Genomic DNA, 21013 nt, shown 5'->3' on the forward strand with positions numbered 1-21013 from the left:
CGGGTCGCTGAAGCCGTCCGGGTGCTGCACACTGACGCCGTGGATGCTGGACAGGACAGGCGGCCCTCAGGCGGCGACGGCGGGCTGCGCTCCGCCGTCGTGGTCAACCCGGTGAAGATCGACGATCTCGACGAGTTGCGCCGAACCGTCGACGACGCCCTGGCCGCGGCCGGTTGGCCCGCGCCGCAGTGGTACGAGACGACAGCCGACGACCCGGGTCGCGGTCAGACCGAGCAGGCCGTCAAGGCCGGCGTCGACCTGGTCTTCGCCTGCGGGGGCGACGGCACCGTGATGTCCTGCGTCAGCGGGTTGGTCGGCACCGACGTGGCCCTCGCCGTGCTGCCGCAGGGCACCGGCAACCTGCTCGCCGCCAACCTGGGGCTCTCCACCGACCTGGCCGCCGGGCTGCAGGTAGCTGTCGAACGCGGTCGACGGCTGCTCGACGTCGGCGCGGTCGAGGACCAGTACTTCACAGTGATGGCCGGCATGGGCTTCGACGCCCAGATGCTCGCCGCCACCAACGAGACCACCAAGGCCCGCATCGGCTGGCCGGCGTACGTGGTGGGCGCCGCCCGTCACCTACGGGACCGGCCGATGCGGGTGCAGATCCGCATCGACGACCGGCCGCCGTTGCGCCGCCGGGCCCGTTCGGTGCTGATCGCCAACGTCGGCCGGTTGCAGGGCGGCCTGACCCTGCTCACCGAGGCCGAACCGGACGACGGCTGGCTCGACGTCGCCGTGCTCACCCCGCGCAACCTGCGACACTGGCTCGCGCTCGGCTGGGCGGTGATCCGCCGCAACGGCCAGGTGCCGCAGCTGGAGGTGTTCCGGGGCCGACGCGTGGTGGTCACCAGCAACCGGGCGCAGCCCCGGGAGTTGGACGGCGACCTGATCTCCCCGGGCCGGCAACTGCGGGCGGAGGTGCGGCCCCAGGCGCTCTGGCTCTGCGTCCCCCAGCCCGAGGACGCCCCGGACCTGGCCGTCGACGCGCGGAGCGCCAGGGAGCGGGGCGAGCAGCTGATCGAGGAAGCACGCCGTGAGTAGCACCCGGATCGTGCCGGAGACCCGGCTGATGGCCGACGAGGAGCTGTCCGCCGACGACGCCTGGCACACACTGCGCGGGCAGGGCGGCTGGCACCTGCTACGGGACGCGTTCATCCGGTTCCGCTACGGCGACGGGTTCAGCCACGCCCGGGCTTTCGCGCTGCAACTCTGCCTCGCCGTGGTGCCGTTCCTGATCGCCCTCACCGGCCTGATCAGCGAGCTGGGCGTCGAGGAGGGCGGCCAGGTGGTCGCCGACACCGTCCTGGCGCTCACCCCCGGCCAGAGCGCGCAGATGGTCGCCGAACTGCTCGGCGAGGGTGAGCGCGTCGAGGACGCGGGAGAGCTGGCGCTCACCCTCGGTCTGCTCACCGGCCTGTTCGCGCTCACCACCACGATGGCCCAGATCGAACGGGGCGCCAACCGCATCTACGGCGTCGAACGGGACCGCCCGGCGCTGCGGAAATACCTGCGGGCCGCCGTACTGGCCGTCACCGCCGGCCTGCCCGCGCTCGCCGGCTTCCTGATCCTGGTCGGTGGCGGCGCGATGGGCGACTCGGTCCGCGAACACTACGAGTGGGGTGCGTTCGCCAACGGCATCTGGGACGTGATCCGCTTCCCGCTGAGCCTCGCGCTGACAGTCGTCGCCGTCGCCGTGCTGTTCCGACACGCGCCGCGCCGCAACCAGCCCGGCCTGTCCTGGCTGCTGTTCGGGGCCGGCATCGCCACGGCGCTGTGGTGGCTGGCCAGCCTGCTGCTCGCCGCGTACGTGCGGTTCAGTGACGGTTTCGGGCAGACCTACGGCGCACTGACCGGCATGATGGCGCTGCTGCTCTGGGCCAACCTGACCGGGATGGCGCTCTTCGGTGGGCTGGCCTTCGCCGCCCAACTGGAGGCGCTGCGCATCGGTGTGCAGGAGCCCGCCCAACCGGACCTGTGGGAGCCCGACCCGGACCGCGCCGAGCTGTACGACACCGGGGACATGTCGGCGCTCTAGCGGCACCGGCGTGTACGACGGACGCGGATCGGGTAATGCGCCTCGCCAGACAGACAAGGGAGGTGCGGGGTGACCGCGGTCAAAGAGGTGGCGCGCCGTCCGATCGGTCATTTCGCCGAACGGAGCATTGCCGGTCTGGTGGCCGTCACCGGTGCCGGGGTGGCCTTCGGGCTGCTGTTGTTGCTCGTCCGGGTGCGGTGGAGCCCGCTGCAGGATGCCGACCACGCGCTCGCCGAGTGGTTCAACGGGCTCGTCGCCCCGCACCACGCGCTTGTCACGGTGCTCCAGGCGGTGACAGACCTGGGCGGCCGGCCGATCCTCATCTGGCTGGTCACCATCGCCGTGGTCGGGCTGCTCATCCGGCGGCAGCCCCGACTCGCCGTTTACCTGATCATCACGGGCGTCGGTGGCCTGATCCTCGACCCGTCACTGAAGACGCTTGTCGGCCGGCTCCGCCCGGTCGTGGACGTGCCGATCGCCAGCGCACCCGGCAACAGCTTCCCGAGCGGGCACGCGCTCGGCTCGTTCGTCGCGTACGGAGCACTGTTGCTGGTGTTCCTGCCGGCGATGGCGCCCCGCTGGCGCAAGCCGGCCATCGTCGGCGTCGGTGTGCTGGTGGCGCTTGTCGGCCTGACCCGGATCGCGCTGGGCGTGCACTTCGTCTCGGACGTGTTGGCCGCCTGGCTGCTCGGGGCCGCCTGGCTGGGCGTCACCGCTTACGCCTTCCGACTGTGGCGGCGGGAGCGGGGGAGGCCGGTGCCGCCGCTGAGCGCGGGCCTGGAGCCGGAGGCGGGGCACGACATCGCCCCCGCCCCGGACGAGGAACACGTGTTGGCCCACCCCCGCTCGGCGGTGGCCGAGCTGCTTGTCGGCTGGGTGATCGTGTTCGGGGCGCTGTACGGCTTCGGCACGTACGTCAGCTACCACGCCAAGGGCACCTTCTTCGACACCCTCGACACCGAGGTGCCGCAGTGGTTCGCCGAGCGGCACACCGAGGTGCTGACCGAGGTCAGCTGGTGGTGGAGCAAGTTCGGTGACACCCACGCCATCCTGTTGATCTCGCTGGTGTTCTGCCCGCTGGTGCTTGCGGTGTGGCGGCGCTGGCGTCCGGTGCTCTTCGTGGCGCTGGCGATGGTGGGTGAGTTGACCCTCTTCCTCGCGTCGGCCCGCGCGGTCGACCGGCCGCGTCCGCAGGTGGAGAACCTGGACGGGCAGATGCCCACCTCGTCGTTCCCGTCGGGGCACATCGCGGCCACGATCTGCGTCTGGCTGGCGATCACCCTCATCGTGTTCCCGCGTACCGACAGGTGGTGGCGTTGGGTCTTCGTGGCGCTGGCCGTGCTCATGCCGGTCGGGGTGGCCACCTCCCGGATGTACCGGGGGATGCACCACCCGACCGACTTCATGGGCGCGATCCTGCTCTCCGCGCTCTGGATCGGGCTGCTCTACCTCGTGATCCGCCCGAACGAGGACCTGCAGGAAGGCAACCAACCGGCCATCGAGTCGGAGGACGTGGACACCCTCGACGACGAGCTGGCGCGGGCCGGCCGAGCCGACTAGGCGCGGCCGTCGTGCTGCGGGTGATGACCTGGAACATCCGCACCGGCGGCCGGGATCGCGGCGGCCCCGACCGGCTGGATCAGGTGGTGCAGGTCGTCAACGAGCAGGCACCGGACGTCCTGGCCCTGCAGGAGCTGCGCGGCTTCGACCGGGACGGGCTGATGGCCACCGTGGCGGGCCGGGTGGGGATGACGCCCCACCTGGCCCGGTCCTGCTTCGGGCAGCCGGTGGCGGTGCTGGTCCGGCCGCCGTACCGAGCCGTCGAGGCGGGGCCGGTGCGCCGCCCGTTCCACCACGCCGCCGCCCGCGTCGTGGTGGCCACGTCCGCCGGCCCGTTCACAGTGCTCGGCACCCACCTCTACCCGTACTCCGGGGGCCGGCGGCGGATGGAGGTTGACTGGTTGGTCGCCGCGATGCGACGCCACCAGGGCCCGCTGACGCTCGTCACCGGCGACCTCAACTCGCTCGACCCGACCGTCGACCACACCGCTCGCCTGGCCGGCATGCCCACCCTCTACCGGCGGCGGCACCTGCGTCGCTCCGGCGGCGCCGTGGACACCCGCGCGATCGCCCAGCTGCTCGCCGCCGGCCTTGTCGACCTCTGGCCGTCGGCCAACGTCGACGCGCCGGAGGCCGCCGGCCACACCGTGCCCACCCGACTGGGTGGGGCCGAGTTCGCCGGGATGCGGCTGGACTACCTGCTCGGCAGCACAGCGGTGGCGCAGCGGGTCCGCGACTGCCGGGTGATCCGTGACGACGCAGCGGCGACGGCCTCCGACCACTACCCGCTGCTCGCCACGCTTACGCTGTCCGCCGCCTGAAAGTCGCCGTCGGTGCCGCACCGCCGACGCCCCCACGGGCTGGCACGGTCCGGTTATCGTGCCCACCGTGACCGACCGCCCCGCCCTGCGCTCGCCGTTGCCCGGGCCGTCGAACGATCACCCCGCCACGCCGTCGAGGGCACCCTCGACCCGCGACCTGCGGACCCCGGACACGGCGGAGCCGGCCGCCGCCGCGCTTCCGCTCGTCGCGGCCGTCGCGCGCGGCGTGGCGTTGGTCGTGGTTCTGCCGGTACGCCTGCTCTGGGAGCTGATCGCGGCTGCCGGCCGGCTGGTGCACCGCTGGCTGCTGGTGCCGCTGGCCTGGGCCCTGCACCGGTTGCTTTGGCTCCCCCTGGTCTGGTGCGCGCGCACCCTGGTGTGGTTGCCGCTGGTGTGGTTGGGGCGTGGTGTCGCGTGGGTGGCCCGCACGGTGGTCTGGTTGCCGCTGGTGTGGCTGGCGCACGCCCTCGCCTGGGTGGCGCGCACCCTGGTGTGGTTGCCGTTGGTGTGGTTGGGGCGTGGTGTCGCGTGGGTGGCCCGCACCCTGTTCTGGCTGCCGCTGGTGTGGCTCGCCCGCGCCCTCGCCTGGGTGGCCCGCACGGTGATCTGGTCCCCGCTGGTCTGGTTGGTCCGCCGAGGGTTGCGTCCGCCTCTTGTGGCCCTGGGGCGCGTGCTGGTCTGGCTCGCCGAGCACCTGCTCCTGCGGCCGCTGCGGTGGTTGGGCGCGGTGCTCGCGCCCGCCGGACGGTTGCTGCGGCGCGCCGTCGGCGTGCTGGACAGGGCGTTGAGCGCCGCGTTCGTCGGGCTGCTGCGCGGGATCTGGTGGCTCGTCGCGGGGTTCGGTCGGCTGGTCGTCGCCGCGGTGGTCGGTGCGTGGCGGACGGCCGGCCGGTTGCTGCGTCTGCTCTACCGAGTGCTGCTGCGTCCGCTCGGGCGAGGGTTGCGCTGGCTGTGGCGGCACACCGTCCGCCCGCTGCTGGGAGGAGTCCGGTGGGTCTGGTCGGCGACGGTCGTGCCGGTGGCGCGGGGCGTCCGGACGGCGTGGCGGGCCACCGTCGGACCGGTGGCCCGCTGGGCCCGTCGCTCGGTGCTCGACCCGGGCCCGACTGGCCTCCCGGGAGGTGCTCAGCGCCCTCGGCCTGCGCCGCTGACCGCATCAGCCGCGCCTCGGAGCGCTGAGTCTCAGAGCACCAGATTGAGCAGGACGGTCAGCACCACCGAGGCCACGATCGAGAAGAGGATCATCAGGAGGCAGCCGAGGCCACCGCCGAGCGGGCGGATCTCCGTGTTGCCGAAGCGCATGATGGTCACCTGTCCGTGAGTGCTGCGGGATGAGGGGCAATCAGGTGCCGGATCGCGTTCGCGACCGCGACCGGGTTGGTCGTCGCCACGTTGTGCGGAGCACCGGCAACGACCACGAGGTTGGCGTCCGGCACCAGCCGGGTCACCTGGTTGCGCCACCGTGGCGGGGCGATCGGGTCGCGCCCGCCGGTCAGGACCAGGGTCGGCGCGGTGATCCGGACCAGGTCCGCCTCGATGGCGTTGTGCACCGAGTGCGACAGCGTCGCGAGGACCCGCCAGGGTCGGGCGTTCCAGACGTCCCGCGCCAGGACCGGCGCCTGCAGCGGCGCCTCGCGGGTGTTGTCCACCAGCCACCGACCGAGCAGTGCCCGGCGGGACCGGGCAGCCGGATCGCTTGTCGGCCCGGCCAGCACCAGCGCGCGTACCGCGTCGGGGTGGGTCGCGGCGAGCGCGGCGGCCACCTCGGCGCCGAACGAGTGCCCCAGCAGGCAGACCGGCGGCAGACGGTACGCGGCCAGCCAGGCGGCCAGGTGATCGGCGTGCCGGCGCACGTCGTACGCGCCTCGGGGGCGTTCGGTCAGGCCGAAGCCGGGCAGGTCCGGCACGTACACCTGATGGGTGGCGGAGAGCGCGACGGCCAGCGGGGTGAGGTACCGGTGCGAGACCGCCAGGCCGTGCACCAGCACCACGGGTGGGGCGTCGGTCCCCGGGCCCGCAGCGTGCCGGGTGTGGGTGCGCAGCCCGTCGACGAGCCGCCACTCGCTGGTGAGTCCGGAGTCCGGTCGGGGCGCGGCCATGCCGAGCCGCAGTTCGGCCAGCCCGAACCGGCCCGTCCGAGCCGGTCGGGTCGGCCTGTGTGGCCGGTGGGTCGCCACGCGGCTCACAGTTGGCGCAGTCGGGGCAGCAGTTGCTCCTGTGCCCAGTCCAGGAACATCGGCTGGGTCTCGCCACCGACCTGGACGATCGCCACGTGGGTGAAGCCGGCGTCGACGAACTTGCCGAACGCTTCGACGTGCGCGTCCACATCCGGTCCGCAGGGGATGCCCTCGGCGACGTCCTCCTCGCGGACGAACTGCGTCGCGGCGGCGAAGGACTCCGGGCCGGGCAGGTCGGCGTTGACCTTCCAACCCATCCCGAACCAGCGGAACTGGTCGTGCACGATCTTGCGGCACTCCGCCTCGTCGGGGCCGTAGCAGATGACCACCTGGCCGTAGCGGGGCTGGCCGGCGCCCCCGGCGTCGTCGTACATCTCGATGATGTGCCGGTCGGGTTCGGTGGAGATCAGGCCGTTGCCGTACTCGGCGGCCAGCGTCGCGGACTGTCGACCGGACGCGGCGACGGCCATCGGCACCGGCCGTTCCGGGCGGTCCCAGATGTAGGCGTCGGGCACGTCGAAGTGGTTGCCGGAGAAGGTGAGCGTCTCCCCGTTGAGCAACGGCCGGATGATCTGCAACGCCTCCTCGAACATCTCGTGCCGCTGCTGGACGTGCGGCCAGCCGCCGACAACGTGCTCGTTCAGGTTCTCGCCGGCACCGAGGCCGAGGGTGAACCTGCCGTCCGAGAGCGCGCCGATCGTGCTGGCCTTCTGCGCGACCACGGCTGGGTGGTAGCGGCGGATCGGGCAGGTCACGAAGGACATCAGCTCCGCCCGCGAGGTGGCGTGGGCGACCGCGCCGAGCACCGACCAGGCGTACGGGGAGTGGCCCTGGGAGTCCAGCCAGGGGTAGAAGTGATCGGACATCACCAGTTGGTCGAAACCAGCAGCCTCGGCCCGTACCGCATGGTCCACCAGCTGCTTGGGCCCGGCCTGCTCGCACAACAGGGTGTAGCCGACGCTGACCATCGTGGTATCCCCTCTCGCTGACGGATCGTTCCTCGGATACCCCGGTGGAGGGCTGTCAACCCTCCCGTCCGGTTCGGCCGCCGTGGTGCTTGACGGATCGCGGCCACCTGCCTACCGTCGCTCTTAACCGGTTAAGAGCCGGGTGTGGCGCACATCCTGTGGTGGGGATGACCGCCCCGTGACGGCCTGCGTCCGCGTGGGCCGTTGCGGCTGTCTGGGCTACAGGCCCGCCAACTGAACCGGTTGCGAGGACCGATCCATCGTCCTACGCTGATGCGTGCGCCGGGAGCCGGGCGCGGCTGCCGGGCTGCAGCCGCCTTCCCTGTCACGTCCCCACCCCTGTCGGGCACCGGGGGTCCTCCCTGAGGAAGGCCATGAAGACTCGACTCTCCGCCGCCGGCGCGACACTGCTCGCGTTGCTCGTCGCCGTGCTGGCGTTCGGCCAGCCCGCGCACGCCGCGGCTGGTTTCTCCGTCGCTGGCGGCAAGCTGTACGACGCCAACGGCACCGAATTCATCATGCGCGGTGTCAACCACGCGCACACCTGGTACCCGCAGCAGACCAGCTCGTTCGCCGACGTCAAGGCGCTCGGCGCGAACACCGTGCGGGTGGTGCTCTCCAGCGGCGACAGGTGGACCCGCAACACCAACGCCGACGTCGCCAACGTCATCTCGCTCTGCAAGGCCAACCGGCTGATCTGCGTGCTGGAGGTGCACGACACCACCGGGTACGGCGAACAGAGCGGCGCGATCACCCTGGACCGCGCCGTCGACTACTGGCTCAGCCTCGCCGATGTCCTCTCCGGCCAGGAGAGGTACGTCATCGTCAACATCGGCAACGAGCCGTACGGCAACCAGAACTACGCCTCGTGGGCCACCGACAACGCCAATGCCATCAAGCGCCTGCGGGCCGGCGGGTTGACCCACACGATCATGGTGGACGCGCCGAACTGGGGGCAGGACTGGTCGTTCACGATGCGCGACAACGCCGCGTCGGTCTTCGCAGCCGACCCGGCGCGCAACACGGTCTTCTCGGTCCACATGTACGGCGTGTTCGACACCGCCGCGGAGATCAGCGACTACCTGGGCCGGTTCCGCAGCGCCGGACTGCCGATCGTGGTCGGTGAGTTCGGCTTCAACCACTCCGACGGCAACCCGGACGAGGACACCATCCTCGCGTACAGCCAGGCCAACGGAATCGGCTGGCTGGGCTGGTCGTGGAGCGGAAACGGCGGCGGCGTCGAGTATCTCGACCTGGCCACCAACTTCAACCCGGCAAGCCTGACCGACTGGGGTCAGCGCCTCTTCAACGGCGCCAACGGCATCCGGCAGACCGCCCGCGAGGCCAGCGTCTTCGGCGGCACCCCACCGCCGACCACCCCACCCCCGACGACGCCTCCGCCGACCACTCCACCGCCGACGACGCCCCCGCCGACGACGCCCCCGCCCGTCGGTGGTTGCACGGCGACGTACACGGTGACCAACCAGTGGCAGGGCGGCTTCCAGGGTGAGGTGCGGGTGACCGCCGGCGCGAGGGCGATCACCGGCTGGACCACCGGGTGGACCTTCGCCAACGGCCAGCGTGTCACCCAGTCCTGGAATGTGGCCCTCACCAGCAGCGGAACCACGGTGACCGCACGCAACGCCGACTACAACGGGCGGCTGGCCGCCGGGGCCAGCGCCAGCTTCGGCTTCCTCGGCAGTTGGACCGGCACCAACAGCCTGCCCGTGCTGAGCTGTACGGCGAGCTGACCATTGGACCGGTGGTCGGGTCCGCGTCGGACCCGGCCACCGGAACCCGCAGTGCTCAGTGCTCCCCGGTCAGGTTCACGATGACCACCCCGGCGATGATCAGTGCGATGCCGGTGAGCTTGGCGAGCCCCACCGACTCACCGAGGAACACCGCCCCGATCGCCACGATGGCCGCCGTGCCCAGACCCGACCAGAGGGCGTACGCCACACCCACCGGGATCTCCTTGACGGCCTGGGCGAGCAGGAGGAAGGCCAGCGTGTAGCCGCCGAGACACGCCACGGTCGGCCAGAGGCGGCTGAACCCGGCGGTGCTCTTGATCAGGCTGGTCGCCAGCACCTCGGCGAGAATGGCGATTCCCAGCAGCACGTACGCCATGCGTCCCCTCGGCCCTTCGTGGTCAACGAACCCGTCGCCGCCCAGGCTAGTGCCGGCGACGCCGACGCCCGTCCGACCCGTCGGCGTGACGTCCGTGCGCCCCAACATCTGTCACAGAAGCCCTTTGGAGCTGATGTCACAAACGAATCGGGTACGCAGATCCCGAGGCAGCCGTCCCGATGGGTGAATCGTTTACGGCATCAGCTCCAAAGCCGGCCCGGCATACATCCGCCCGCCGCGCCGCTCGCCCGCCGCGCCGCTCGCCCGCCGCGCCGCTCGCCCGCCGCGCCGCTCGCCCGCCGCGCCGCTCGCCCGCCGCGCCGCTCGCCCGCCGCGCCGCTCGCCCGCCGCGCCGCTCGCCCGCGGCGCCGCCCGCCCGCCCGCTCGCCTGCCGCGCCGCCCGCCCGCGGCGCCGCGCCGCCCGCCCGCCGCACCGCGCCGCCCGCTCGCCCGCCGCGCCGCTGCGGGCCGCGCCCTCGCTCCGCTAGGGGCGCGGAGGAGGTTGGCAGGGTAGATCTTGGACACTTTCCGTTACTGTCCAAGATTGCCAGCTGTGGCGGGGAACGCTGCCTGGCGCGCGCCGCGCAGCGCCGCCGTTACGGGAGATCGGCGCGGTCGGCGGCGAGTCGGGCTGCCCGCATGGTGAGGTAGAGCTGTTCGGGGCGGCTGCTGGTGCGGGCCGCGGCGGTCCGGTAGTCGGCGATCGCCTGGGCCTGGTCACCGGCCATCTCGTGCAGGTGGGCGCGGGCGGCGGCCAGCCGGTGGTGTCCGGCCAGCTGCGGGTCGTCGGTCAGCGCGTCGAGGGCTGCCAGCCCGGCGGCCGGTCCGTGCACCATGGCCGTGGCCACCGCCCGGTTGAGGGCCACCACCGGGCTGCCGGCCAGGCGTTCCAGCACCTCGTAGAGCGCCAGGATCTGCGGCCAGTCGGTCTGCTCGGTGCCCGGCGCCTCGTCGTGCAGGGCGGCGATGGCGGCCTGCACCTGGTACGGGCCGACCGGCCCACGGGGCAGGGCCCGGGTGACGAGTGCGATGCCCTCGGCGATCGCCGCCGCGTCCCAGCGACTGCGGTCCTGATCGGCAAGTGAGATCAGCTCGCCGGAGGGCCCGGTCCGCGCCGGGCCGCGTGCCTCGGTGAGCAGCATCAACGCCAGCAGCCCGGCCGATTCGCTGTCGTCGGGCAGCAGCGTGTGCAGCGCGCGGGTCAGCCGGATCGCCTCCGCCGCGAGGTCGATCCGGCGCAGGCCCGGGCCGGCGGTGCTGGTGTGCCCCTCGGTGAAGACCAGGTACAGCACCTGCCGGACGGCGATCAACCGATCGGCCCGCTCCGCCGGCTCGGGCATCCGGAACGGCAGCCCGGAGGCCCGGATGCGCTGCTTGGCCCGGCTGATCCGCTGCGCCATCGTCGCCTCGGGCACCAGGAACGCGCGGGCGATCTCGGCGGTGCTCAAACCGCCGACGGCGCGCAGGGTCAGCGCCACCGCCGACGTCGGGGCGAGCGCCGGGTGACAGCAGAGGAAGAGCAGGACCAGTGCGTCGTCCCGCTCGGCGGTCAACTCCTCGTCCGCGGCTGGCGCGTACCGCTGGTCGTCCGGATCCTGCCGGGCGACCAGGTCCTCCCGGCGGCGTCGGGCCTGCTCACCGCGGACCAGCTCGATCATCCGGCGGTAACCGACCTGGATCAGCCAACCACGTGGGTTGGCCGGCAGCCCCTCGGTCGGCCACTGGGTGGCGGCGGCCAGCAGCGCCTCCTGCACCGCGTCCTCGGCGGTGGCGAAGTCACCGAAGCGGCGGCTGAGCACGCCGAGGACCTGCGGCGCCAACTCGCGCAGCAGGTCCTCGATGCGGGGTGCGGTGTTCAGGCCTCACAGCTCCTGTGGCGGGCCGGACATGATCGGGTGCACCTCGATCGGCATGTTCAGCGGCCGGCCGCCGGGGCCGGGCGCAGTGGAGATGTACGCCGCCAGCTCAACGGCCCGCTGCGGGCTCTCGCAGTCGACGATCCAGAAGCCGGCCAGGAACTCCTTCGTTTCGGCGAAGGGGCCGTCGGTGACCACCGGCGCCCCGCCCTCACCAGCCCGGACGATCCGGGCCTGCTGCGGGCCGCCGAGGCCCTGCCCGTCGACCCACTCGCCGGCGGCGGTGAGCTTCTCGTTGACCTCGCCCATGAACGCGATGTGCGCCCGGACCTCGTCCTGCGTCCAGGTGTCGATGCTCGGGAAGTCGGTCCCGGCGGCGCTGAACTGCATCAACAGCATGTACTTCACGGTTGGCTCCTCACACCTGCGCACCCTCGTCGGTGCTCTCACCCTGAGGTAGAAGCAGTCCCTGCCGTTCTCGACACCCCGGCCGAAGATTCTCCAGAATCTTGTCAGTCGACGGCGTCGACCTCCAGCACCAGGCTCTGCTCCGGGTGCAGGGCGGGTAGCTGCACACCCACCCGGGTCAGCGCCGCCCCGCTGAGGGTGACACCACCTGCCAGCCAGATGGGCGGGGCGAGGTCGATGGTCGCCGGGGCCGGTACGCCCGACACCTGTCGTACCCGGTAGCGCCGGCCCGGGTCGAGGCCGGGCAGCCGCACCGCGCCGGGGACCTGGGACACCGAGGTGGTCAGTCGCGCCACCGCGTACACCGCTCGGGTGTTGTCGTGATCGACCACGCCGTGCGCCCAGACGGCCGGGTCCGGGTGATCGACGCGGACCACCCGGCCAGCGTGCAGCAGCGGGCGCAGCCGCTTGTGCAGTGCGACCCAGGCGGCCAGTTCGGTCTGCTCGGCAGCGCTGATCGAGGCGATGTCCCACTCGATGCCGTGGTGGCCGAAGAGCGCGGTCGCCGCCCGGAAACCCAGGTCGTGTACGCGGTGGGTGGTGTGCGAGCGCTCCGGGCCGACGTGGGTGCCGATCAGCTCCGGTGGCAGCAGCAGCCCCGTCCAGCGCTGGATGCTGAGCCGCTCCAGGGCGTCGTTGCAGTCGCTGGCCCAGACCCGGTCGGTGCGCGCCAGGATGGCCAGGTCCACCCGGGCCCCGCCGGACGAGCAGCTCTCGATCTCCACGCCAGGGTGGCGACCGCGCAACTCGTCGAAGAGCCGGTAGACCGCGAGGGTCTGCCCGCGCACCCCGGGGCGGCCATGATGCGCGGCCTCGGTGAGGTCCCGGTTCTGGTCCCACTTGAGGTACCGGATGCCGGGGTGGTCGGTGAGCAGCGTGTCGAGGCGGTGCAGCACATGGTCGTACGCCTCGGGGCGGCCCAGGTCGAGCACCTGCTGGTGACGCCAGGCCGGCGGCAGCCGCCCCGGCACGGCGAGCACCCAGTCGGGGTGCGCCCGGAACAGGTCCGAGTCGGGGTTCACCATCTCCGGCTCGACCCAGAGGCCGAACTGAAGGCCCCGGCCGGTCACATGGTCGATGAGCGGTTGCAGGCCGTCCGGCCAGACGCCCTCGTCGACGTACCAGTCGCCGAGCCCGGAGGTGTCGTCGCGCCGGCCGCGGAACCAGCCGTCGTCGAGCACGAACCGTTCCACGCCGATCTGCGCGGCCCGGTCGGCGAGCGCGCGCAGGCGGTCCAGGTCGTGGTCGAAGTAGACCGCCTCCCAGACATTGAGGGTCACCGGGCGGGGGGAGCGCGGGTGCCCGGGGCGGGCCCGGAGGTGCGTGTGCAGCACGTCGCTGAGCCCGTCCAGCCCGGCGTCGGACCAGACCGCGTAGAGCAGCGGGGTCTCGTACGACTCCCCAGGCCCGAGCCGGACCTCACCGGGGGCCAGCAGTTCGCCGCCACCGAGCGTCGACTCTCCGGTGGGCCGACGCTCGGCGACCGTGACGTGGTCACCGCTCCACGCGGTGTGCACCGCCCAGACCTCGCCGTGGCCGAAGCCGAACCCGGCGGTGCCCGCCACCAGCAGCAGCGTGGCGTCATGCCCGGTACGGCCGTGTCGGCCCTCGCGGACCCAGGCGCCGTGCGGCCACGGGTGTCGCTGCGGGGACCGTTCCCGACACCACCGGCCGGTCAGGTCGAGCAGTTCGGTGGCGACCGCCGGCACCGGCAGCACCGGCGTCAGCTCCCGCAGCTCGTACGCGCCCTCGCCGTCGTTGCGCAGCCGGTGCCGAACGGTCAGCAGGCCGTACGGGTCGAGCGTGATCTCGATGGTCACTGTCAACCCGGCGGCCAGGTCCGACGCCCGCACGGTCAGCAGCGCCGCGTCGGGCCCGGTGTCGCGCACGTCCCACCCGTCGAGGCGGAAGGAGGTGGACCAGTCTCGTCCGTCGCGGTGCCCGGCCAGCCCCGGTCGGCCGCTCCAACCGGCGCTCGCCTCGGGCAGCAGGGACAGCACTGTCGGCTCGTCGAAGCTGCTCGGCACCACCGGCGGTACTGTCGCGTCGGTGAGCTGGCGCAGGGCGTCGTCGTCGAGGTCGCCGACGTCGCCGCCCCAGTGCACGACCCGGGGCAGCCCCGGGCCGCGCGCGTCGAGCACCAGGCTGGTCCGCGCGCGGCGCAGGTGCAGGATCGTCATCCTTTGGAGGCTCCCAAGGTCAGGCCCCGAACGAAGTGCCGCTGGAGCATAAAGAAGATCACCAGGGTGGGGATCGCGACGAGCACGCTGCCCGCCGAGACCAGGTTGTTGTCGGTGAAGAACTCACCGCGCAGGTTGTTGAGCGAGCTGGTCACCGGGAACTTGTCGCCGGTGCGCATGAGGACTGTGGCCCAGAAGAACTCGTTGTAGATCCAGGTCACCTCCAGCGTCGCCAACGCGGCCAGGGCCGGCCGGCACAGCGGCATGGTGACCTGCCAGTACTGTCGCCAGATGCTCGCCCCGTCGACCATCGCCGCCTCGTACAGGTCGCGGGGCAGCGCCTTCATGTAGTTGCTGAGCACGAAGACGCAGAAGCCGCACTGGAAGGCCACGTTGATCAGGATCAGGCCCCAGTAGCTGTCGTAGAGCAGCTCCGAGTCGCTCATGAACTCCGGCAGCGGCACCTCGGTGAACAGCCGGAACAGCGGGATGAGCAGCGCCTGCTGGGGCAGCAGGTTGGCCGCGGTGAAGATGCCGAGCAGGACGAGGTTGATCTTCCAACTGAACCGGGCGATGACGAACGCCACGCAGGAGGCGAGGAAGAGGGTGAGCAGCACCGCCGGCACGGTGATGTACACCGAGTTGAGGAAGTGCTGGCCGAACTCCGCCGTCCGCCAGGCGGTGACGTAGTTGTCGAAGGTCCAGCCGCCGAATGAGACGTAGCCGTTCGCGGCGGTGTAGTCGTACGAGCGCAGCGAGGTCAGCACCGCCCAGGCGATCGGGAAGAGCCAGGCCAGCGAGACGACGATGAGGAAGCCGTGCAGCACCATCCGCTGCGGGGTCAGCTTGCGGCGGCGGACCGCGGTGTCGACGCTCATTCCCGGTTCTCCCTCATCACGGTCGCCAGGTAGATGGTGATGAAGACGAGCGAGACGACCAGCATGATCGTCGCCAGTGCGGAGCCGAAGCCGATCCGGCTCGCCTCACCCACCACGTTCTGGGTGACCAGCGCGGAGATCAACTCCAGCCCGTTGCGGCCCTTGTTGACCACCCAGACCAGGTCGAACGCGCGCAGTGACTCGATCACTGTCACCACCAGCACGATGATGTTGATCGGCCGGAGCACCGGGAACACGACGCGGAAGAACGTCCGGCTCTCCGAGGCGCCGTCGACCGCCGCGGCCTCCCGCAGTGAGGGATCGACGCCCTTCAGACCGGCCAGGTAGAGCAGCATGATGTAGCCGACGTGCCGCCACCCGGAGGCGACCATGACTGCCCAGATGTTGACGTTCGAGTCGCCGTACCAGTCGGTGGTGCTGCCGAAGACGGCGTTGATCAGGCCCTGGTCCCGGGAGTAGAGCAACTGCCAGACGAAGCCGATGAGCGCCAGCGAGAGCACCACCGGCAGGTAGAGCGCGGTCTGGTAGAAGCGGCTGCCGCGCAGCTCCTTGTCGAGCAGCACGGCCAGGAACATGCCGAACGGGGTGGCGACCACGAAGAGCGCCGCCAGCCAGAGCAGGTTGTGCTGGATCGCCGGCACGAACGGCGGGTAGATGTTCACCACGTCGCTGTAGTTGCGCGCGCCGACGAACTCGATCTCGTTGAGTGGGCCGATGCCGTCCCAGTTGGTGCCGGAGAGCAGCACTGTGGCCGCCGCCGGCAACCAGACGAACCCGGTGACGAGCAGCAGCGGGACGAGCACCATCAGCGTGATGACCACGCGGTCGGTGCGGGACAGGAGCCGTAGCCGCCGGCGACGACCACCCGTGGAGGTGGTCGCGGCCGGCGGCGGCACGGCGCGATCCGCTTGGATCAGGGGCAGGTCGGACACGATGTCCTCCCCCTTCCGCCGTCAGTCAGTGAAGATCGACTTTTTCTGGTTCTCGATGGACGAGGTGAGCCCGCCGATGTCCTTGGGGTTCTTGATGAACTGCTGGAGCGCCGGGATGATCACCGTCGAGGCGAAGTCCGGCCGGGTGTCCCGGTCGAGGAACTGGGCAATCTCGGTGGCCGACCCGACCAGTTCGGCGGCCTTCTTCTGCAGGGCGGTGTAGCCGCCGACGTCCGCGCCACTGTTGGCGACCAGGACGGCCGGGTCGTTCTTGAGGTTGATGTCCGCGGCGGCCTTGCCACCGAGGTACTCCAGCAGCTTGCGCGCGTTGTCCTCGTTCTTGGGCTTGCGGGCCATCATGTAGCCGTCGATCGGGGCGTCCAGCGCCTTCGCGCCGATGGCCGGGTCGATCTCGGGGAAGGTGAAGAAGTCGAGGTCGTCCTGCTCGTCGTTGCTGAACTGCTGACCGACGAAGAGGCCGAGCAGGTACATGCCGCTCTTCTTCTGCTGCAACGACTGCGCGGCCTCCTGCCAGGTGCGGCCGAGGCTGTCCGGCTGGTGCAGGGGGAGCAGGCCGGCCCAGGTGTCGAAGACCTTCTTGACCTTGTCGGAGGTCCAGGCCTCCTTGCCGGCCATCAGGTCGATGTGGAACTGGTAGCCGTTGATGCGCAGGTTGAGAATGTCGAAGGTGCCCATCGCCGGCCAGCCGTCCTTGTCGGCGAAGGCGATGGGGGTGAGGCCGTCCCTCTTCATCTGCGCGCCGAGAGCGGTGAACTGGTCCAGGGTGGTGGGCACCTGGTAGCCGTGCTGCTGCCACACCGACTTGCGGTAGAAGACCGCCCACGGGTAGTACGTCCCCGGTACGAAGTACTGTTTGCCGTCGTCGCCGGTGGATGCCTTCTTGAAGGCGTCGGAGTAGCCGGAGAGCTTGCTCCACACGTCGCTGATGTCACTGGCCAGGCCCTTCTGCGCGAAGAAGCGCATCCGGTAGCCGGCGAACCAGGTGAACACGTCGTCCGGCTTGCCCTGCAGGTAGTTGTTGATGTTCTCCTGGAACGTGTTGTGGTCGACCGTATTGATCGCGACCTGCACCCCGGACGCGGTCTTGAACCCGTCGGTGACCTTGACGACCACGTCCTTCGGCTTCGGGTCGGACTGGTTCGAGCCGAGCGACACGTCCTTACTGGACCCACCGGAGCCGGAGTCGTCGCCGCAGCCGGCGAGCAGGCCGGTGCCGAGCAGCGCGCCGGTGCCGGCCGCGCCGGCCAGCACCGATCGTCGGTTGATGCCGGCGACTGAGGGCGGTACGAGCCGGGCCAGGTATTCGGCTTGGGATTGGGGACGGGACATCTGTGCCTCCTGCGGATGAAGAGGAGCTACGCCCAAGGGCCGTCAGGGGTGGTGAAGGCAAGTCCGGCGTCGTGATCACACACTGAGATCCACCGAGAATCCACATTGGCGAACACGAACGGCCATTGGGGCCTCAAGCTACCCTTCAGTCGGGCGCTGTCAAGAGGGCAGTTCGCCTCTGATAACCCAGTCGTGACACGGCCGTTACGTGGTAAACGTTGGAAAGAAGCTCGATGTTGGAACCTGTTGACTTCCGTGGGCCAGCGGGTGCACCCTCAGCTGTCATGCGGCGATGGCAGGGCGACAGCATCTATTTCGGCGGCGACTACAACCCCGAGCAGTGGCCCGAGGAGACCTGGTCGGAGGACGTCGACCTGATGCGCCGGGCCGGGGTCAACCTGGTCTCGGTCGGCATCTTCTCCTGGGCGCTGCTGGAGCCCACCCCGGGTCGGTTCGAGTTCGGCTGGCTGGACCGGGTGCTGGACCTCCTGCACGACGGAGGCATCCAGGTCGACCTGGCCACCGCCACCGCCAGCCCACCACCGTGGTTGGCCCGCGCGCACCCGGAGACGCTGCCCCGCCGAGCCGACGGCGCGATCCTCTGGCCTGGTGGACGACAGGCGTACTGCGCCAGCTCGCCGGTGTTCCGCGAGCGGTCGCTGGAGTTGGTGCGCGCGGTCGCCGGCCGGTACGCCGATCATCCCGCAGTGGTCATGTGGCACGTCTCCAACGAGCTGGGCTGCCACAACGTGCACTGCTACTGCGACGTCAGCGCCGAGGCGTTCCGTGGCTGGCTGCGTGAGCGCTACGGCGACCTGGACCGGCTCAACGACGCCTGGGGCACCGCGTTCTGGAGCCAGCGCTACGGCGACTGGGCCGAGATCAACCCGCCGCGCACCGCGCCGACCTTCGCCAACCCCACGCAGCAGTTGGACTTCCTGCGCTTCTCGTCCGACGAGCAGCGCGCCCAGTTGCGCGCCGAGCGCGAGGTGTTGAAGACGCTGGTCCGGCAGCCGGTCACCACCAACTTCATGATCGGCTTGGGCGTGAAGCACATGGACTACCACTCCTGGGCCTCCGATGTGGATCTGGTCTCCAACGACCACTACCTGACCGCCGCCGACCCGCAGGCGCACCTGGGGCTGGCGCTCGCCGCGGATCACACCCGGGGCGTCGCCGGCGGCGACCCGTGGCTGCTCATGGAGCACTCCACGAGCGCCGTCAACTGGCAGCCGCGCAACGTCGCCAAGCTCCCCGGTCAGCTGCGACGCAACAGCCTCGCGCACGTCGCCCGCGGCGCCGACGGGGTGCTCTTCTTCCAGTGGCGGGCCTCCCGGGCCGGCGCGGAGAAGTTCCACTCCGCGCTGGTGCCGCACGCCGGGCCGGACACAAAGGTGTTCCGCGAGGTCTGCCAGCTCGGCGCCGACCTCAAGGCCCTCGCGGAGGTACGCGGCGCTCGGGTCGACGCCGACGTGGCGATCCTGTTCGACTGGGAGGCGTGGTGGGGCGTCGAGTTGGATTCGCACCCGAGCGTCGACGTCACCTACGCAGACCGGCTCAACGCCCTGTACGGCTCGCTCTGGCGGGCCGGCGTGACCGCCGACATCGTCCACCCGTCGGCCGACCTCAGCGGCTACCGGCTCGTCCTGGTGCCGACCCTCTACCTGGTCCGGGACGCCGACGTCGACGCGCTGCACAGGTACGTCGGAGCCGGCGGCACGGTGGCGGTCACCTACTTCAGCGGCATCGTGGACGCCAACGACCACATTCGGCTGGGCGGCTACCCGGGCGCGTTCCGGGAGTTGCTCGGCGTCCGGACCGAGGAGTTCTTCCCGCTGCGCGAGGGCGAGCAGGTCCACCTCGACGACGGCAGCGCCGCCGACGTGTGGACCGAGTGGGTGCACGCCGACGGCGCCGAGGTGCTCGCCTCGTACACCGATGGGCCCTTGCCGGGCGTGCCGGCGCTGACCCGGCACCAGGTGGGCGACGGCGCCGCCTGGTACGTCGGCACCCGGCTCGACGAGCCGGCCACCGACCGCCTGGTGGCCCGGCTGCTCGCCGAGGCCGGCGTCCGCCCGGCGGCGTCGGCGCCGCCCGGGGTGGAGGTGGTCCGCCGCCGCGACGGCGACCGGACCTGGCTGTTCGCGATCAACCACACCGACACCGAGGTACGCCTGCCGGCGCACGGCGTCGAGCTGTTGACCGGGGAACGCTGCGCCGGTGAGCTGACACTGCCGGCCGGTGAGGTGGCGGTGGTCCGTGAGGATCGGACCTGATGCTGACGACAGTCACGGCGCGAAGGAGGTTCCCCACATGCTCGCCCAGCAGCGGCAGACCGCCATCCTCGATCTGATCCGCCAACGTGGCGGGGTGCGGGTGAGTCACCTGGTCAGCCGGTTCGGTGTGTCCGACATGACGATCCGGCGTGACCTGGAGGTGTTGGCCGAGCGCGGCCTGGTCGACAAGGTGCACGGCGGCGCGACGCTCGCCGGGCCGGGCTCGGCCGAGGAACCCGGCTTCGCGGCGAAGTCGATCCGCCAGCAGGCGGAGAAGCGGGCCATCGCCGAGCGGGCCGCGACGATGGTGGAGCCGGGGATGGCCATCGCGCTCTCCGCCGGCACCACCACCGCCGCGCTGGCCACCATCCTCTCCGACGTACGCGGGCTGACGGTGGTGACCAACTCGATCCCGGTGGCCGACGCGCTCTACCAGAACCCGCGCGCCGACCAGACCGTCGTGTTGACAGGTGGCATCCGCACACCGTCGGACGCGTTGACCGGGCCGGTGGCCGAAGCGGCGATCAGCGCGCTCAACGTCGACCTGCTGTTCCTCGGCGTGCACGGCCTCAGCCCACGGACCGGGTTCACCACGCCCAACCTGCTGGAGGCCGGGGTCAACCGCTGCCTCATCGGCGCGGCCCGACGGCTCGTGGTGCTCGCCGACCACACCAAGTGGGAGACGATAGGCATCGCCACCATCGCACCGCTGGAGGCCGCCGACGTGCTGATCACCGACCGTGGCCTGCCCACCGAGGCACGTACGACGATCGGCGAACAGGTAGGCGAGCTGGTGGTCGTCGACCCCGACTGACGGCCTGGATCCGAGTCAGTCCGACCGTCCAGCTCGCCGCCGCCTGGCGGTGTAGGGCAGCGCGAACAGGTACAGCCCGGTGAACAGGAGCAGGGCGAGGGGGAGTAGTGGCACGTAGGACACCCAGACGACGGGGTCGTCCTGCGCCAGCGCGACGAAGGTGACGATGACGGTCACCGTGAAGGTGATGGCCAGCCACCGGTGAATCTGCCGAACCCATTCTTTCGCACTCATGGCAACCTCCTGGGAAGACGAGCGTCGTTCGATCCCGGCGATCCGTCGGTCCGGACGTCGATGGCGGTCACGCTAGCTGCGGCCCGACGACCAGGGCTTCTCGATTCGTGACCGGTTCGGCCAATCGGGCTGCCCGAATCAAGATCCGAGCAAGAACAGGGAAAGTGGCCCCTCATCCGTTGTGGAGACAGCACCTTCCCCGAAGTTGCGCGGATCTTGACCGGGGCAGGCGAGTCGATCACGCGTCGTCGGCGGGGCGCGCCGGCTCGGCGCGCTTCACAGCCACCTCACAGGGGTGCTGGATAGGGTGCCG

18 protein-coding genes are annotated in these 21013 nt (G+C 71.1%); 8 read left to right on the forward strand and 10 right to left on the reverse strand.

The annotated features are described in order from the left end of the window. Positions 1-39 precede the first annotated feature (39 nt). The 5 genes from ACQP0U_RS08550 to ACQP0U_RS08570 all read left to right on the forward strand — a co-directional run bounded on the left by ACQP0U_RS08550 (position 40) and on the right by ACQP0U_RS08570 (position 5740). On the forward strand, positions 40-1044 hold the full coding sequence (locus ACQP0U_RS08550; protein WP_433317276.1) for a diacylglycerol/lipid kinase family protein: 1005 nt from the start codon (positions 40-42) through the stop codon (positions 1042-1044). Next, on the forward strand, positions 1037-2038 hold the full coding sequence (locus tag ACQP0U_RS08555) for a YihY/virulence factor BrkB family protein (RefSeq protein ID WP_433317278.1): 1002 nt from the start codon (positions 1037-1039) through the stop codon (positions 2036-2038). The genes ACQP0U_RS08550 and ACQP0U_RS08555 overlap by 8 nt, the downstream gene beginning before the upstream one ends. 69 nt (positions 2039-2107) lie before the next feature. Beyond that, positions 2108-3598, forward strand: a complete 1491-nt coding sequence (locus tag ACQP0U_RS08560; RefSeq protein WP_433317279.1) for a phosphatase PAP2 family protein — start codon at positions 2108-2110, stop codon at positions 3596-3598. A gap of 11 nt (positions 3599-3609) precedes the next feature. After that, positions 3610-4419 (forward strand): endonuclease/exonuclease/phosphatase family protein, encoded by an 810-nt coding sequence (locus ACQP0U_RS08565; RefSeq protein ID WP_433317281.1) that lies wholly within the window; start codon positions 3610-3612, stop codon positions 4417-4419. A gap of 67 nt (positions 4420-4486) precedes the next feature. After that, the gene (locus ACQP0U_RS08570) at positions 4487-5740 is read left to right on the forward strand and encodes a hypothetical protein (protein WP_433317283.1); all 1254 of its coding nucleotides are present in this window, start codon (positions 4487-4489) and stop codon (positions 5738-5740) included. Here ACQP0U_RS08570 and ACQP0U_RS08575 read toward each other — a convergent pair. Together ACQP0U_RS08575 and ACQP0U_RS08580 are read right to left on the reverse strand one after the other, a co-directional pair. Next, positions 5727-6596 (reverse strand): alpha/beta fold hydrolase, encoded by an 870-nt coding sequence (locus ACQP0U_RS08575; RefSeq protein WP_433317285.1) that lies wholly within the window; start codon positions 6594-6596, stop codon positions 5727-5729. The two genes, ACQP0U_RS08570 and ACQP0U_RS08575, sit on opposite strands and share 14 nt — an antisense overlap. A gap of 5 nt (positions 6597-6601) precedes the next feature. After that, on the reverse strand, positions 6602-7564 hold the full coding sequence (locus ACQP0U_RS08580; protein WP_433317287.1) for a TIGR03557 family F420-dependent LLM class oxidoreductase: 963 nt from the start codon (positions 7562-7564) through the stop codon (positions 6602-6604). A gap of 374 nt (positions 7565-7938) precedes the next feature. Here ACQP0U_RS08580 and ACQP0U_RS08585 point away from each other — a divergent pair, with 374 nt between their 5' ends. Next, the gene (locus ACQP0U_RS08585) at positions 7939-9315 is read left to right on the forward strand and encodes a cellulase family glycosylhydrolase (protein ID WP_433317288.1); all 1377 of its coding nucleotides are present in this window, start codon (positions 7939-7941) and stop codon (positions 9313-9315) included. Positions 9316-9370: 55 nt separating this feature from the next. Here the strand turns inward: ACQP0U_RS08585 and ACQP0U_RS08590 are convergent, their stop codons facing one another. The 7 genes from ACQP0U_RS08590 to ACQP0U_RS08620 form a co-directional block, all read right to left on the reverse strand. Continuing rightward, on the reverse strand, positions 9371-9691 hold the full coding sequence (locus tag ACQP0U_RS08590; RefSeq protein ID WP_433317290.1) for a DMT family transporter: 321 nt from the start codon (positions 9689-9691) through the stop codon (positions 9371-9373). 596 nt (positions 9692-10287) lie between these two features. Continuing rightward, positions 10288-11511 carry an RNA polymerase sigma factor gene (locus ACQP0U_RS08595; RefSeq protein ID WP_433317292.1) on the reverse strand — a complete coding sequence of 408 codons (1224 nt, stop codon included), beginning with the start codon at positions 11509-11511 and terminating at the stop codon, positions 10288-10290. A gap of 42 nt (positions 11512-11553) precedes the next feature. Beyond that, a complete protein-coding gene (locus ACQP0U_RS08600) occupies positions 11554-11946 on the reverse strand; it encodes a YciI family protein (RefSeq protein WP_433320717.1) in 393 nt (130 codons plus the stop codon). A 113-nt stretch (positions 11947-12059) separates the two neighbouring features. Then, complete coding sequence (locus ACQP0U_RS08605; RefSeq protein ID WP_433317294.1) at positions 12060-14195, reverse strand: alpha-galactosidase; 2136 nt, start codon at positions 14193-14195, stop codon at positions 12060-12062. After that, positions 14192-15073, reverse strand: coding sequence for a carbohydrate ABC transporter permease (locus ACQP0U_RS08610; protein WP_433317296.1), 882 nt, complete (start codon positions 15071-15073; stop codon positions 14192-14194). The genes ACQP0U_RS08605 and ACQP0U_RS08610 overlap by 4 nt, the downstream gene beginning before the upstream one ends. Next, positions 15070-16026 carry a carbohydrate ABC transporter permease gene (locus ACQP0U_RS08615; protein WP_433317298.1) on the reverse strand — a complete coding sequence of 319 codons (957 nt, stop codon included), beginning with the start codon at positions 16024-16026 and terminating at the stop codon, positions 15070-15072. Before ACQP0U_RS08615 ends, ACQP0U_RS08610 begins: the two co-directional genes overlap by 4 nt. A gap of 21 nt (positions 16027-16047) precedes the next feature. Further along, complete coding sequence (locus ACQP0U_RS08620; RefSeq protein WP_433317299.1) at positions 16048-17376, reverse strand: ABC transporter substrate-binding protein; 1329 nt, start codon at positions 17374-17376, stop codon at positions 16048-16050. Positions 17377-17660: 284 nt separating this feature from the next. On the opposite strand from ACQP0U_RS08620, the gene ACQP0U_RS08625 reads away from it, so the two are divergent. After that, positions 17661-19652, forward strand: a complete 1992-nt coding sequence (locus tag ACQP0U_RS08625; RefSeq protein WP_433317301.1) for a beta-galactosidase — start codon at positions 17661-17663, stop codon at positions 19650-19652. A gap of 37 nt (positions 19653-19689) precedes the next feature. Next, positions 19690-20466 (forward strand): DeoR/GlpR family DNA-binding transcription regulator, encoded by a 777-nt coding sequence (locus ACQP0U_RS08630; RefSeq protein WP_433317303.1) that lies wholly within the window; start codon positions 19690-19692, stop codon positions 20464-20466. Between the two features lie 15 nt (positions 20467-20481). On the opposite strand, the gene ACQP0U_RS08635 is transcribed toward ACQP0U_RS08630, so the two are convergent. After that, positions 20482-20700 (reverse strand): hypothetical protein, encoded by a 219-nt coding sequence (locus tag ACQP0U_RS08635; protein WP_433317305.1) that lies wholly within the window; start codon positions 20698-20700, stop codon positions 20482-20484. Positions 20701-21013: the final 313 nt, after the last annotated feature.

The organism is Micromonospora sp. CA-269861 (assembly GCF_050948505.1).
Taxonomy (GTDB): Bacteria; Actinomycetota; Actinomycetes; order Mycobacteriales; family Micromonosporaceae; genus Micromonospora.

Coding starts and splice junctions, on each gene's coding strand:
- ACQP0U_RS08580 (WP_433317287.1), bottom strand. CDS start 7,564: ATGGTCAGCGTCGGCTACACCCTGTTGTGCGAGCAGGCCGGGCCCAAG.
- ACQP0U_RS08585 (WP_433317288.1), top strand. CDS start 7,939: ATGAAGACTCGACTCTCCGCCGCCGGCGCGACACTGCTCGCGTTGCTC.
- ACQP0U_RS08590 (WP_433317290.1), bottom strand. CDS start 9,691: ATGGCGTACGTGCTGCTGGGAATCGCCATTCTCGCCGAGGTGCTGGCG.
- ACQP0U_RS08600 (WP_433320717.1), bottom strand. CDS start 11,946: ATGCTGTTGATGCAGTTCAGCGCCGCCGGGACCGACTTCCCGAGCATC.
- ACQP0U_RS08605 (WP_433317294.1), bottom strand. CDS start 14,195: ATGACGATCCTGCACCTGCGCCGCGCGCGGACCAGCCTGGTGCTCGAC.
- ACQP0U_RS08610 (WP_433317296.1), bottom strand. CDS start 15,073: ATGAGCGTCGACACCGCGGTCCGCCGCCGCAAGCTGACCCCGCAGCGG.
- ACQP0U_RS08620 (WP_433317299.1), bottom strand. CDS start 17,376: ATGTCCCGTCCCCAATCCCAAGCCGAATACCTGGCCCGGCTCGTACCG.
- ACQP0U_RS08625 (WP_433317301.1), top strand. CDS start 17,661: ATGCGGCGATGGCAGGGCGACAGCATCTATTTCGGCGGCGACTACAAC.
- ACQP0U_RS08630 (WP_433317303.1), top strand. CDS start 19,690: ATGCTCGCCCAGCAGCGGCAGACCGCCATCCTCGATCTGATCCGCCAA.
- ACQP0U_RS08635 (WP_433317305.1), bottom strand. CDS start 20,700: ATGAGTGCGAAAGAATGGGTTCGGCAGATTCACCGGTGGCTGGCCATC.